General features: G+C 67.7%; 13 protein-coding genes. 4 read left to right on the top strand and 9 right to left on the bottom strand.

Features of this window, described 5'->3' with window-relative positions:
* Positions 1–33: 33 nt before the first annotated feature.
* From OCS65_RS03635 to OCS65_RS03625, 3 genes are all read right to left on the bottom strand, one after another.
* Complete coding sequence (locus OCS65_RS03635; protein ID WP_263508818.1) at positions 34–564, bottom strand: RBBP9/YdeN family alpha/beta hydrolase; 531 nt, start codon at positions 562–564, stop codon at positions 34–36.
* 412 nt (positions 565–976) lie between these two features.
* Positions 977–1444: a 2,4'-dihydroxyacetophenone dioxygenase family protein gene (locus OCS65_RS03630; protein ID WP_251549858.1), complete on the bottom strand. Its 468-nt coding sequence runs from the start codon at positions 1442–1444 to the stop codon at positions 977–979.
* Between the two features lie 46 nt (positions 1445–1490).
* A complete protein-coding gene (locus OCS65_RS03625) occupies positions 1491–2396 on the bottom strand; it encodes a TauD/TfdA dioxygenase family protein (protein WP_006940943.1) in 906 nt (301 codons plus the stop codon).
* Between the two features lie 299 nt (positions 2397–2695).
* On the opposite strand from OCS65_RS03625, the gene OCS65_RS03620 reads away from it, so the two are divergent.
* From OCS65_RS03620 to OCS65_RS03610, 3 genes are all read left to right on the top strand, one after another.
* Positions 2696–3748 carry an AraC family transcriptional regulator gene (locus OCS65_RS03620; RefSeq protein WP_029546525.1) on the top strand — a complete coding sequence of 351 codons (1053 nt, stop codon included), beginning with the start codon at positions 2696–2698 and terminating at the stop codon, positions 3746–3748.
* Between the two features lie 383 nt (positions 3749–4131).
* Positions 4132–5553 (top strand): MFS transporter, encoded by a 1422-nt coding sequence (locus OCS65_RS03615; RefSeq protein ID WP_251549860.1) that lies wholly within the window; start codon positions 4132–4134, stop codon positions 5551–5553.
* 228 nt (positions 5554–5781) lie between these two features.
* The gene (locus OCS65_RS03610) at positions 5782–7380 is read left to right on the top strand and encodes a long-chain fatty acid--CoA ligase (RefSeq protein ID WP_263508815.1); all 1599 of its coding nucleotides are present in this window, start codon (positions 5782–5784) and stop codon (positions 7378–7380) included.
* 114 nt (positions 7381–7494) lie between these two features.
* Here the strand turns inward: OCS65_RS03610 and OCS65_RS03605 are convergent, their stop codons facing one another.
* From OCS65_RS03605 to OCS65_RS03595, 3 genes are all read right to left on the bottom strand, one after another.
* Positions 7495–8934 carry a DUF4185 domain-containing protein gene (locus tag OCS65_RS03605; RefSeq protein ID WP_050036058.1) on the bottom strand — a complete coding sequence of 480 codons (1440 nt, stop codon included), beginning with the start codon at positions 8932–8934 and terminating at the stop codon, positions 7495–7497.
* A gap of 145 nt (positions 8935–9079) precedes the next feature.
* Positions 9080–9508, bottom strand: a complete 429-nt coding sequence (locus tag OCS65_RS03600; RefSeq protein WP_006940919.1) for a VOC family protein — start codon at positions 9506–9508, stop codon at positions 9080–9082.
* Positions 9505–9999: a helix-turn-helix transcriptional regulator gene (locus OCS65_RS03595; RefSeq protein ID WP_050036059.1), complete on the bottom strand. Its 495-nt coding sequence runs from the start codon at positions 9997–9999 to the stop codon at positions 9505–9507. The genes OCS65_RS03600 and OCS65_RS03595 overlap by 4 nt, the downstream gene beginning before the upstream one ends.
* A gap of 239 nt (positions 10000–10238) precedes the next feature.
* Between OCS65_RS03595 and OCS65_RS03590 the strand changes: the two genes are divergently transcribed.
* Positions 10239–11465, top strand: a complete 1227-nt coding sequence (locus OCS65_RS03590) for a glycosyltransferase 87 family protein (protein WP_050036060.1) — start codon at positions 10239–10241, stop codon at positions 11463–11465.
* Here the strand turns inward: OCS65_RS03590 and OCS65_RS03585 are convergent.
* From OCS65_RS03585 to OCS65_RS03575, 3 genes are read right to left on the bottom strand one after another with little or no spacing between them, the layout of a single operon-like run.
* Positions 11435–11764 carry a branched-chain amino acid transporter permease gene (locus tag OCS65_RS03585; RefSeq protein WP_102800027.1) on the bottom strand — a complete coding sequence of 110 codons (330 nt, stop codon included), beginning with the start codon at positions 11762–11764 and terminating at the stop codon, positions 11435–11437. The two genes, OCS65_RS03590 and OCS65_RS03585, sit on opposite strands and share 31 nt — an antisense overlap.
* Positions 11757–12449, bottom strand: coding sequence for an AzlC family ABC transporter permease (locus OCS65_RS03580; protein WP_185713237.1), 693 nt, complete (start codon positions 12447–12449; stop codon positions 11757–11759). Before OCS65_RS03580 ends, OCS65_RS03585 begins: the two co-directional genes overlap by 8 nt.
* Positions 12380–12754 carry a WhiB family transcriptional regulator gene (locus OCS65_RS03575; protein WP_037201217.1) on the bottom strand — a complete coding sequence of 125 codons (375 nt, stop codon included), beginning with the start codon at positions 12752–12754 and terminating at the stop codon, positions 12380–12382. The genes OCS65_RS03580 and OCS65_RS03575 overlap by 70 nt, the downstream gene beginning before the upstream one ends.
* Positions 12755–12803 lie beyond the last annotated feature (49 nt).

The following is a 12803-nucleotide window of genomic DNA, read 5'->3' as shown; positions in this document are numbered from 1 at the left end:
GCGGACCAGTTCGTGCGCCTGATCCCAATTGCCTTATCCAGCAGTAGGATCCAAATGCCCGGCATCTCCCGCATCGATCAGACGGCTACCCCAGTGTTCGGCCATGCCGGCCACGCGGCGGAAGCAGGCCAGGGCGTCGTTTCTGCTGGCGGCAACGATGCTGCGGAACGGCAGTCGCCTTCGGGGCAATGGATTCCAGCCGTGGCGGTCGAGATCCTCGGTGGAGGGGTATCCATCGGGCAGCGGTAGTTCGAAGTCCGGTGGAGCCACCAGCAGCGCTCCGTCGACGGGGCGGTTGGGTTGCCGAGCCCAGTGGACAGTGGTGAGCACGCCGGCACCATGGGCGACGAGGACAACCGGGCCCGCGATGCCGGCGAGGACCGCCTCGAGCGCCTCAACCCACGCGGTTCGGCTGAGCGGGGCACAGCCGGGCGGCGCGACAATGCGCGCCTTCTCCCATTTCTCGGCGAGCAGGCACTGCCAGTGGTCGGCGGTGAGGGGGACGAAACCGGGGACGAGTACCACGGTAGGCGGGGTGATGGTGGTGGTGCTGGTGGTGTTCACGGTCGGCTCCGGTAGATCGCGTCGGGGATGTGCAGGAGATCTCTTGTGATCCGTCGATACTGCTCCGAATCCCACTCGCGGAGTGCGTCTTACATGGAATTCCGCGCGCGCTTCCTCCGCGCCGGATCCCGGCGGTGTGACCGCCGACGGCCGGGCGTGAGTTCGGTTGCTGTGCGGGGTGTCATGACGTCGACTGCGTGGACATCGCGTGAAACGTCATGGATACGCGTTGACGGGAAATCGTTCCGACGACTCCTCCGCCCGACTGCGGCGCTCTTCCCGCCGGAAAGGACCCGCCGTGCAACTTCGATGACCATCGCCGGAACCAGGGAGTCGGGTAGTCGAATCCGGTTGCGGCCGTTTCTCGGCCCGATGGCCGCAACCGGATTCGAGTGGTGTCGATCTGCGGTGGTCAGTCCTGCCAGCTGCTCAGGTCGCGCGCCGCGATGCCGTGCTCAGCGCAGTAGGTGTTGTAGCGTTCGATGTGGGTCATGGCAGTCTCCTGCCACAGGATCTTGTTGTCCTGGTCGAGGAACAGCAGTTCACCGACGAGATAGAAGAAGACCTCGGTGTCTTCGAGGCTTTCGGGGGTGTGAGAGGAGCCGGCGACCTCGTAGACGGTGTCGCCGCTCCGGGAGATCCAGTTGTTCTCCTTGTAGCGCCAGGCGCCCTTGACGGTGTGCCCGACCACGATACCGGTGTGGTAATGGGGCGGCAGCTCGAGCCCGGCCGGGGTCTTCATCGAGACGACGATCTCGGCCCGTACGGGGTCGACCTTCCAGTACTTGAGGAACACCTGGTCGGTGAGTGGAGTGAACGGGATCCACGGATTGTCGTCGCCCTTGATGTAGTTGACGTCGAGTTGTTGAGCGGTCTGCATGAGAATCTCCTTCAGGGGGTGCTGTGGGTGGTCCGGGCCGTCGCCGTCAGAAGGGCTGGTCTCCGATGATGGTGGCGCGTTCCATCTTCCGGACGGCCGGCCAGTAGTCCTGCACTGCGTAGTGCTGGGTGCTGCGGTTGTCCCAGATCGCGACGCTGTTCTTGGTCCATCGCCAGCGAACCTGGTACTCCGGGATCGCGGCGCGGCTGATCAGGTAGTTGAGCAGGTTGCCGGAGCCGGGCGCGAAATCCGTCCCGAAGCGCACGTTCTGCGGGGTATGGAAGTTCACGAAGTGAGTGGTCACGCCGTTGACGTAGAGAATCTTCTCGCCGGTCTCGGGATGCGTACGCACCACCGGGTGCTCGGGATCGGGGAAACGCTCTTTCAGTTGGTGGCGCAGTTCCATGGGCTTGGCTGCGCCGAAAAGGGTTTCGAAGCTACTGCGAGCGCGAAGTCCGTCGATCTGTTGCTTGACGTGCTCCGGGAGATCCCGGTACGCCTGCACCATGTTCACCCAGATCGTGTCCCCGCCCACCTCCGGTGTCTCCACGCACCGCAGGACAGCGCCCATGGCTGGACGCTCCCGCCAGATGGTGTCGGAGTGGAAGACGTTCTCGTAATGCTCGGGCGTGCTGTCCGCGTCCTTGTACAGCAGCACCAGTCCGGAATCGTTGGGCGCGTTGGGGTGGGGCTCCTCGAGGGGACCGAATCGCTCGGCGAAGGCGACGTGCTCGGCGCGCGTGATGTCCTGATCCCGCAGGAACAGTACCTTGCGCTCGAGCAGAAGAGCCTTCGTTTCGGCGAACAGCGCATCGTCGCGGGCGATCTCACCGAGAGTCACATCGAACAGTTCGGTACCGATATACCTCGAGAGCGGCTTCGCCTTGATCAGTGGCGGCGCGTGATCCGCGTCGACGGGGGCCTGTTCTTCGGCGTGGAGCATGTTCTTCATCTGAATCCTCCCTGGTTGGGATCTGGCCTGGTTGATCAGGACATGAGGGTGGGGCGGGCATCGGGTGCAGCCGCACATGCCGGACCTGCGAACGTCGGGTCGGGGCCGATGGCCGTCGCCCCGAGGTGCTCCCGGCCGGAGCTTCTCCGTCCGGACGACGGCGCCACCTCTGTCCGTGACGCGCGCTTCCCGATCCGACACCGTGTGATTTCGGTAACCAGAGCGTAGACCCGCACACGCAATATTTCTTGACTCTGCGTGGCAGAATCATTGACATTACGGGGCACGTAAGGAGTCGCATGAACCCCCTGGTCCGCAACACCACCTTGAGCGCCTACCTGGACTTCATGCGCTCCGTCGGCGTGGACCCGCTCCCACTGCTGAGGTCGGTCGGCCTGAGCACAGCCGACCTGGCCGTACCCGGTCAATGGATCGCCGTGCACGCGGTCGCCGAACTGCTCGAAGTGTCCGCAGACGCGACCGGCTCGGCAGCCTTCGGCCTTCAGCTCGCGCAGACCCGGCGCTTGTCCGTCCTCGGCGCGATCGGACTCGGAGCCCGGGAGGAGCCGGATGTGCGTAGCGCGCTGCAGTTGATCAGCCGTTACGAGCATCTGCACAGCGAGGCGTTCCATATTCGGATCTCCGAAACCGATGGTCTGGCCACCGTCAAGATCGAGCTGGACCTGGCGGCGACCGTCAAGTCACGCCAGCTCGTCGAGCAGGTCGTCGGCACCACCGTTCGCGTCGTCCGCGCCTTGGTCGGGGGTGCGTGGAAGCCTGTCACCGTGTGTTTCCGGCACGACCCCCCGGCCGACCTCACCGTTCACCATCGCGTCCTCGAATCCGAGATCCGCTTCGGCGCAGAATTCGACGGACTCGTGATGTTCGCCGATGACCTCGAGGCCCCCAACAGCCTGGCCGACCCGCTGCTGCGTCCCCTGGCCAGACAGTACGTGGAAGGAATCGCCGCCGGCCGACCCGGAGACGACCTCGACCGGATCCGCGAACTGGTCGAGGCCCTGCTCCCTACCGGCCGGTGCTCGCTGCAGCAGGTCGCCCGAACACTGGGCGTGGACCGCAAGACGGTGCACCGCCGCCTGGTGCGTGCCGACACGACCTTCTCCGCCCTCCTCAACTCCACCCGCCTGGATCTGGCGCGCCAGTACGTCGGACACCAGCGCCGACCGCTCGGCCAAGTCGCGGAACTGCTCGGGTTCTCCGAACCCTCCGCGTTTTCACGGTGGTTTCGCGGCGAATTCGGCGCCAGCCCCACGTCGTGGCGCGCCACCCACAGAACCGGGGACGTCTCCCGCCCCGACCCGTCGACCGGCGCGGAACAGTCCACGCACTGACGTCGGACGCGACCCCGTCGACGACACTGCGACCCGGACCCGAGGAGACATCGACCACGGGTCGGCAGGCGCACGGACTCGGCGGCGATGGAGCATCTTTGCGCACTCCACTCGGGACAGAATGTCAACTCGGGTGCCACGTCAGGTCAAGCACTCGGGCACCGACCCGGGCTACTGTGATGTCCGCCACCTCGAAGTGGTCGCCCGCACGCACCTCGATCCCGGATCGCCCCGCCGCCACAACGCCCGAGTGCGAGAGTGCCGCGGAGGACCGCGGAGGACCGCGGAGGACCGCGCCGGCATACGGCTCGGACGCGCCACATCGGATCGCACCGATCGCGGGCGCCGAGAGGTGAGCTGAACCGACCGTCTGAGGAGCGTCCATGGAAACAAAGGCCACGCCGGAGATCGACTGCGCGTCTGCCACATCGCCCCCACCGACGCCTCGATCCAGGATCTACCCCTGGGTCGTGCTGGCGCTCATCCTCGGACTGATGCTGTCGGACTACATGTCCCGGCAGGTACTCAGTTCGATCTATCCCTTCCTGAAGCAGGAATGGGATCTGTCCGACGCCGAACTGGCCTCCTTCCACAGCGTCGTCGCGCTCATGGTCGGTCTGCTGGCATTACCCTTGTCGATCCTGGCCGACCGGTGGGGTCGCGTGAAGAGCATCGTCCTGATGGCGACCATCTGGAGTGTGGCCACGCTGCTGTGCGCGGTCGCCGCCGGCTACGAACAGATGCTGGCGGCCCGATTCCTGGTCGGTGTGGGAGAGGCGGCATTCGGTAGCGCAGGGATCGCAGTGATCTTCAGTGTCTTCGCTGCACGCCTGCGTGCCTCCCTCAGCGGCGCCTTCTATGCAGCAGGAGCAATGGGCTCGGTGATCGGTGTCGCCCTCGGCGGCACCGTCGCCACCTCTCTGGGCTGGCGGTGGTCGTTCGGCGTCATGGCCGTCATCGGGTTCGTCCTGGCCGGATTGTTCAGCCTCGTGGTCACCGACCGCCGAATAGTGCAACAGCAGAGTCCGGAGGCAGAAGCCCCGCCCGCAGAGTCCGGCACGGACGGATACCGTGCGCCGCTGTCGAGCCTGTTCTCAAGCGTCTCGGTGTTGTGCGCATACGCCACCGCGGGTCTGCAGATGTTCACCGTCGGCGCGCTGACGGCATGGTTGCCGAGCTTCTTCAACCGCTACTACTCTCTCGCGCCCGACCGGGCCGGAGCGGTTGCCGCAGTGTATTTCCTGGCGATCGGCCTCGGAATGCTGGTCGGCGGGATCGCCACCGATCGGATCTGCCGCAACACCCCGGACCGGCGGTGGAGCGTGGCACTCGCCTTGTGTGCAGTTGCAGCACTGCTGTTGATCGTCGGCTTCGGCCTCGAGCCGGGACCGCCGCAACTGGCGCTGCTCGCCGGCGGTGCACTGTGTGCCGCGTCCATCTCCGGAGGCATCACTTCGGTGGTCGCCAGCCTTACCCACCCCAGTCTGCGGGCGTCCGCCTTCGGCACCGTCACCATGTCCAACAGTGTCTTCGGACTTGCCCTCGGACCGTTCGTGGTAGGCCTCGCCGCCGACCGGATCGGCCTCGACGTCTCCCTCCAATGGGCACCACTGGCATACGTGGCCGCCGGAGCGCTCCTGATCATCGGACGGCGGACGTATTCGGCGGGAGTGCAGCGGGTGGAGGCCCTTCGACCGGACACCTCCGTCCGGCCGACGTCCCTCGCAGACCGCACCCGAACACACGGCTCGCCCGAATCGTCGTCGAATCGCGTTGACAACGAATCGAATCGGCTCGACAACTGACCAACTGCCCCCTATGCTCCACGTCGGGCCATCGCGCGCCGACCGCACAGGGCGCGCAGCCGTTCCGCCCCTCGGATGTGCACGCACTCCGCCGACCGCAGCGCACTCCGCCGATACGGGCCGCAGACGGCACGCCGGGCCGGCGCCTCCGCCGTGAGGAGAATCGTCGCCCATCGACCCGGAGCGTCCGGCCCCGCCCTTCTCGACTCATCGAACCAGGAGAACCACATGCTCAACGGACTCATGATGGATGACTATCAACTGACGATCGCGGCGGTGGCCGAGCGCGCCGAGTACTTCCACCGCAACAAGGAAGTGGTATCTCGACGTCCGGACGGCAGCATCGTACGGTCCACCCTGGGAGCATGTGGCGCACGTGCCCGTCGGCTGGCATCAGCGCTCGCACAACTCGGCGTTGCCGACGGCGACAGGGTAGCCACACTGATGTGGAACCAGATCGAACACATGGAAATGTACCTCGCGGTACCCGCGATGGGCGCGGTGGTCCATACCCTCAATCCGCGCCTGCACCCCGACGAACTGAGCTTCATCGTCGGTGACGCGCAGGACCGGGTGCTCGTGGTGGACGAATCCCTGCTGGACGTATTCGACAACATCCGAGAAGGACACACCTTCGACCATGTCATCGTCGTCGCCCACGACGGACCGGCGCCCGAGGGAACGCTGAACTACCACGACCTCGTCGACTCGGCGGCCCCGATGCCGTGGCCCTCTGTCGACGAGCATCGAGCTGCCGCAATGTGTTACACGTCTGGGACCACCGGGCGGCCGAAGGGAGTGGTCTACTCCCATCGGGCGTTGGTCCTGCACTCCCTGACCGCAGCGCTTCCCGACACGTTGGGGGTCTCCGCACGCGACACGCTGCTTCCGGTCGTCCCGATGTTCCACGCCAACGCCTGGGGCCTGCCGTATGCCGCGGCACTGATCGGCGCACGACTTGTACTGCCCGGCCGGCAATTGGACCCGTCCAGCGTGCTCGACCTGCTCGCGGACGAGCGGGTCACGATAACGGCAGGGGTACCGACGGTGTGGATGGGAATGCTCGCGGAGCTGGATGCGGATCCGCATCGGTGGGACCTCACCCGGCTCGATCGGCTGATCGTCGGCGGTGCCGCCGTCCCGCGCAGCCTGCTCGAAGGCTTCGACCGCCATGGTCTCACTGTCGTCCAGGCATGGGGAATGACGGAAACCACTCCGCTCGGCAGCATCTGCCGACTGCCCGACGATCTCGACGACGGCAGCCGGGACGAGCAGTACGAGTTCCGATCCCGGCAGGGCATCGCCGTGCCCTTCGTGGAGATCCGCGCCCGCCGGGAAGAGGGCGACCTGATCGACTGGGACGACAAGTCCATGGGAGAACTCGAAGTCCGCGGTCCCTGGGTGGCCGCCGCCTATCACAACGGGTCGGGTGCAGACAGCTTCACCCCTGACGGGTGGTTCCGCACCGGAGACATCGTGCGTATCGATCATCGCGGGTGCATCCGCATCTGCGACCGGGCCAAAGACCTGGTCAAGTCCGGGGGAGAGTGGATCTCCTCGGTCGATCTCGAAAACCACCTGATGGCTCACCCCGCCGTCGCAGAGGCAGCCGTGGTGGCGGTCCCCGACGCGCGGTGGGGCGAGCGACCGCTGGCGGTCCTGGCCCTGCGCGAGGGGAAGTCCGTCGATCCTGACGCCCTCAGAGAGCACCTGTCCACCGAGTTCGCCAAATGGCAGATGCCGGACCGTTTCGAGATCCTTCCGGCCATCCCCCGAACGGCGACCGGAAAGTTTCGGAAAACGGCATTGCGTGAGCAGTTCTCGTGACCGAATGTCACATGGGTTCGATCGAACCGTACCCATGTGACATTCGGCCGGGCAGCGGGCGGCCGGGCAGCCGACCGGCGGGCAGCGGCCGGTCGGTGGGCGGGCGGCCGCGGCTCAGCGCTCGATCCTCGCCCGCAGCAGGAAGGTGTTGTAGTCCGACCACGTCGAGAGCATGAAGTACAGGTCCTCGTCCGTCGACCACGGATGGACGAACCCGCCGTACAGCTCCGGGTGTTGTTCCACGCCGACCAGCCGCGTGCTCTCCGACCACACTCCCTGGGGCGACTCGGCCTCCCGCACGACGATCGCGGCCTTGGCGGTGTCCAGGTACGTCATCTGCCAGCGGTCCGCGGCGGCGTCGTAGCGCACGGACAACTCCCCAGCGGGGCCGTGCACGACCGGCGTCGCCGCAGTGTATCCGCCGGCAGGGGTCCAGTTCCCGTCGCGCCAGTACTGGTAGGCGCCCGGCTCGAGCACCCGGTCCTCGGGCACCCGGGCCAGCGCCACCGAGCCGAGCCGGGTATTGGGGGTGCCGAACAGGTAGACGTATCCGTGTGCCGGCACCGCCGCGGCCACCTGGAAGTTGGTGACGCCGAAGATGTTGTCCCACTTGGCGTACGGATCCTTGGTCCAGGTGGAACCACCGTCGTCCGAGTACGCGATGCCACCGTGGTTGGTCCACCACGTGCCGGGAATGCTGTTCCAGGTCCGGATGGACATGTACGTCAGGTACTGGCGGTCGCCGACCGCGAATCCCGACGTCGGGATCGTGGTGATCTCGACGTTGTCGAGCTTGCGGCTGCCGAGGATCTCGGCGGCATGGCACCGCGAGTCCTGCACCATCGAGTCGAAGCTCATCCCGTCGGCGAGATCACGGTCGGTGGAGAAGGCCAGCACGTTGCTGCGCCAGTCGTCACCCTGCCCGCCCGGCGGATGGAAGCCCTTGCCGACGGTGTCACCGAACGCGACGGCGATCCGGCCGGGCTCCGACTCCCACATGATGCCCAGATCGGTGCCGTACACCTGCCAGCGCTTGTCGGTCCGGGTGACCGATCCGGCGCCCGTCTGCTTGGCGACGGTGGAGACCTCGACGACCCGCGGAGCCGGGAGCGCGGGCGCCTGCGGGGCGGGCTCGATCGGCGGGGTCTCGGGCGCCGGAAGCGGCGGCAGCGGCTCGGCCCCCTCGCCGGGCACCGGGATGCCGAGGTGGAAGGGACTGGGCTTCAGGGCGATCCGGGGAAAGACCGGATCCGGGGTGACCGGCTCGTCGGTCAGGTCCGGGCACGGATCGGCGCACGGGTCGACCGGCAGCGGAGGCGGATCGATCCGCACGGTCTCCGGTTCCGGCGCCGGGTACGGCACGGTGGTGATCACCGGGTACGGCACCGGGATGTCGAGGTCCTTCGGGATCAGCGACTCGTGCTGCCACGTGTCGCTCGCACACGGGCCGCTGCCGGGCACCCCGTCCGTCGCGGGCTCGGCGGGTGCGGCATGCGCCGGCGTCGCCGCCAGCACCGCAGCGAGCAGCGCGATCACCGGCGCCTGCCGTGTCATGGGTTCCCTCCCGTGCGTCACCGTGCCGGACGGCCCGGCGCCGCACAGGAGGGTACCGCCGGCGCGTCCGGGCGGCTTCCCGACGTGGATCTGCGCCTTTATATCCCTCTCTCGGAAAAGTCCGAGAAAGTCGTAGAGTTCCGAATCAACGGAACTCGTCGGGCGTGTACTCGCGGGGCTCCACCAACACGAGCCAGTTTCCCGAGTTGTCCCGGAACACGGCCTCGACACCGTAGGGACGCTCGGACGGCGGCTGGGTGAACTCGACCCCCTTGGCCGTGAGTTCCTCGTACGTCTTGCGGCAGTCCGTGGTGCGGAGCCCGAAACCGCCCATGGTGCCGTCGGCCAGCGCGCGGCGCACCGCCGCGGCCATGTCCGGGCCCAGGGGTGGGCCGGGCACCATCAGCGTCACCTCGAGTTCCGGGTGGTCCGGGTGCGCGACGGTCACCCAGCGGAAGCCCTCACCCATCGCCACGTCCGCGGTCTCCACGAACCCCAGCGTGTCGACATAGAACTTCTTCGCCTCGTCCTGATCGGTGACATAGAGGGTGAACAGGGAGATGTTGGTGATCACAGCGTGCCCTCCGGGTCGATGGTGCGGCACGCCTCGACCGTAGATCGACGGGAACGGTGCGGGCTTCTCCCAAATTGCGCAGTTCGACGGCGGTCGCTCAGACCGTGCATGAACACCCAGCAGCCCGGGATGCGGGGCGCACCGGACTCGGCGAACGTGGCCTGATACTCGGTGGGAGTGACGCCGACCAGCTGACGGAACCGGGTGCCGAACGACCCGAGGCTGCTGTACCCGACGAGATGACAGATCTCCGTCACGGTCAGGTTCGTCGCGCGCAGCAGGTCCTGCGCCCGCTCGATGCGTCGTTCGGTGAGGTGAACCCCGGGCGTCCTGCCGTACACGGCGGTGAAGCAGCGCAGGAAGTAATACTTCGAGACCCCCGCGGCGGCGGCGAGCCCGGCGAGGTCGAGAGGTTGCGCGTATTCCCGGTCCGCGAGATCGCGGGCGCGGCGCAGGTGCGGCAGAAGCTCCTCGGGCACGCGGCGCGGCATGCGCCCAGTATCGCAAGGCCCCGCTCGACAGGAATTTCTGTCCATATCTAGGAGACGTCGTAGAGATCGCGATTTCGTCTCGACTGTGCGAGGCAGGCCGTCGCACGGAATCGCCCGAACCGGACAAACCGGCCGGAAACGCGGTGGGGGACCGGGCAACCCGCGCATCCGGCCCCGAAGGCAACGATTGTGTAACGTATCCGGGAGGTTCCTGTCCCGACAAGCGGAGGTGATCGTCCGTGCTGCTGTCCGAAGTCCGTGCCCGGCCCGGGTACTCCCTGCTCGTGGGGGTGGGGCTGATGGCCTCGGCGATCGTGGTCGGTGTCCACCTCGAGAACGCCGTCACCGGATACCTCATGGACCTGTCCGTCTTCCGCGACGCGGGGTGGGCATTCCTGCACCACACCCCCCTCTACACCGAGGGCTTCCACACCAACTCGGGATTCCGGTTCATCTATCCGCCGTTCGCGGCGTTCCTCTTCGCCCCGCTCCCCCTGCTCAACGCGACGTTGATGCAGGTGCTGTGGACCGCGGGATTGATCGGCCTGGTGTGGTGGGTCCTGAAGGTCTCGCTCGACCGCATGGACGTCCGTCGCGCGAACGTGGTCGCGACCGCCGCGCTGGGCGTGGCACTCTGGCTCGAACCCATCCGGTCCAACTTCCTGTTCGGGCAGATCAACATCATCCTCATGGCCCTGGTCGTCGCCGACGTCCTCGGTGTGATCCCGCAGCGGTTCCGCGGCGTCGGGATCGCGCTCGCCGCCGCGATCAAGGTGACCCCCGCCGCGTTCGGTGTGCTGTTCCTGCTCCGTCGGGACATGCCGTCCGCGGTGCGCGCCTTCGGTGCGTTCCTCGCCGTCGCAGGCTTCGCGTACTGGCTGCGCCCGGAATCCTCCGTGTACTTCTGGACCACCGAAGCCTGGGCCACCGACCGGGCCGGCGACCAGGACTTCTTCCGCAATCAGGCGCTCAGCGGCCTGCTCGCCCGGCTCGGCCTCGAGGGCCACGCGTACACCGCGGCGTGGCTCGCGGGCGTCGCGCTCGTCGTCGGAGCGGCGCTCTGGGCCGCCCACCGCTTCACCCGGGCCGGCGAGCACGTCGTCGCCCTCGGGGTGATCGCGCTGGCGACCCTGCTCGCGGCGCCCATCGCAGTCACGCACCACTGGGCATACAGCGTGCTGCTCGTCGCGGTCGCGCTGGCTCCCCGGTACCGCTCGTGGTGGCCCGTGCTGCTGCCGGCCACGCTGGTCTTCCTCGTCGGACCCAACTACCTGCTCGAGGACACCTCCACGCACGGCTGGGTCGAGTCGGCCATCCAGCAGACCCTCGGCAACGCGCAGTGCGTCACCGGTCTCGCGGTGCTCGTCGCCGCGGTCGTCGCGGCACGTTCCCGCCGCCCCGACGTGGTCCCGGCGCCGGTCGGCGCTCGCACCGCTCAGCTCCAGAACGCCCCGGCCAGGACGTAGATCGCGGTTCCGGCCACGGTGCTCAGCGCCGCGCTGCGCCGCCACAGGTGCACCGCGACGGTTCCCGCCAGGCCCAGCACCGCCGGTAGCCACGTCGCCGGCCCGACGTCGCGCAGGGTGTACATCACCAGGATGACCATCACGCCGGCCGGCATCGCGGCGCCGAGGTACCCCACCACGTCCGACTCCCGCAGCCGGGCGAGCGCGGCGAACGGCGCCGCCCGCAGGCCCACGGTGACGAGGAACATCACGATCAGGGCAGCGACGACGTAGCCGGCGCCCGGTACCGGCTCAGGCACGGGCCACCTTGTTGCGGTAGACGAACCGCACCAGCAGGCACGCGACGAACAGTCCCAGCGAGATCACCAGCATGCCGTCCTTCGACACGGCCGCCCCGACGAGGCCGCACACCACCGCGAGAGCCGAGGCCGGCAGGTCCCGCCCGAGGCGGAAGGCGTCGAGCGCGAGCACGGCGAACAACGCGGTGAGGGCGAATTCCAGGCCCGACAGCCCCGTCGGCAGCGCCGCGCCGATCAGGGCGCCGACGGTCCCGGAGGCGACCCACAGCAGCTGGCAGGTCGCCGCGACCGTCAGCATCCGCGGGCCGGTCAGCTCGTCGCGGTGCTTGGTGGCGACGATGGCATAGGTCTCGTCCGTGAGGGCGTAGACACCGTACGCCCGGCCGAGCCGGCTGCGGATCTTCTCCAGGGGGAACGACAGCCCGTAGAACACGTGCCGGAAGTTCACGAGCAGGGTCGCCGCGGCGATCGACGCCACCGGCGTCACCGCACCGATCAGGCCGACGGCGAGGAACTCCATCGAGCCCGCGTAGATCACCGTCGAGAAGACGGGCGCCCACCACCAGTCGAAGCCCGCCTGCGTGAGCACGACCCCGAACGCGAGGCCGAGCGGGATCAGGCCGAGACCGACCGCCCAGGAGTCGCGGACACCCGTGCGGATCTCGGGGAGACGGCTACCGGACACGGCTCCAGGCTATGGGGTGCCCTGTTCGACGGCCGCACCAGGACTCTGCGTTCTTCCTCCGAGAACCCGCCCCAGATTCCGTGCCGTTCCCCGGCCTCGAGCGCGTGCCGGAGACACTGCGTCCGCACAGGACAGGATTGGCAGATCCGCTTCGCGGCACGAACTCTGTCGGTGCGCGCCTCACCCCGTTCGTTGTCCGGATGGAAGAACGTCGCGGCATCGGCGTCCCGGCAGGCGGCGTGCAGCTGCCAGTCCCAGGACTCCGTGATCGCCGGGGGCAAGGTCAACAGCTTGGGCGCGGGCATGATTCTCCCTTCTCTGGGCGGCTTCGCCGGTGCGTCCTCGAGGCGGTGG

Origin of the sequence: Rhodococcus aetherivorans, from assembly GCF_025722975.1 — a bacterium.
Taxonomy (GTDB): Bacteria; Actinomycetota; Actinomycetes; order Mycobacteriales; family Mycobacteriaceae; genus Rhodococcus; species Rhodococcus aetherivorans.
The sequence above is the reverse complement of the archived record's forward strand: the minus strand, read 5'-3'. Positions and strand labels throughout refer to the sequence as shown.

Coding starts and splice junctions, on each gene's coding strand:
- OCS65_RS03630 (WP_251549858.1), bottom strand. CDS start 1,444: ATGCAGACCGCTCAACAACTCGACGTCAACTACATCAAGGGCGACGAC.
- OCS65_RS03625 (WP_006940943.1), bottom strand. CDS start 2,396: ATGAAGAACATGCTCCACGCCGAAGAACAGGCCCCCGTCGACGCGGAT.
- OCS65_RS03620 (WP_029546525.1), top strand. CDS start 2,696: ATGAACCCCCTGGTCCGCAACACCACCTTGAGCGCCTACCTGGACTTC.
- OCS65_RS03615 (WP_251549860.1), top strand. CDS start 4,132: ATGGAAACAAAGGCCACGCCGGAGATCGACTGCGCGTCTGCCACATCG.
- OCS65_RS03610 (WP_263508815.1), top strand. CDS start 5,782: ATGCTCAACGGACTCATGATGGATGACTATCAACTGACGATCGCGGCG.
- OCS65_RS03605 (WP_050036058.1), bottom strand. CDS start 8,934: ATGACACGGCAGGCGCCGGTGATCGCGCTGCTCGCTGCGGTGCTGGCG.
- OCS65_RS03595 (WP_050036059.1), bottom strand. CDS start 9,999: ATGCCGCGCCGCGTGCCCGAGGAGCTTCTGCCGCACCTGCGCCGCGCC.
- OCS65_RS03575 (WP_037201217.1), bottom strand. CDS start 12,754: ATGCCCGCGCCCAAGCTGTTGACCTTGCCCCCGGCGATCACGGAGTCC.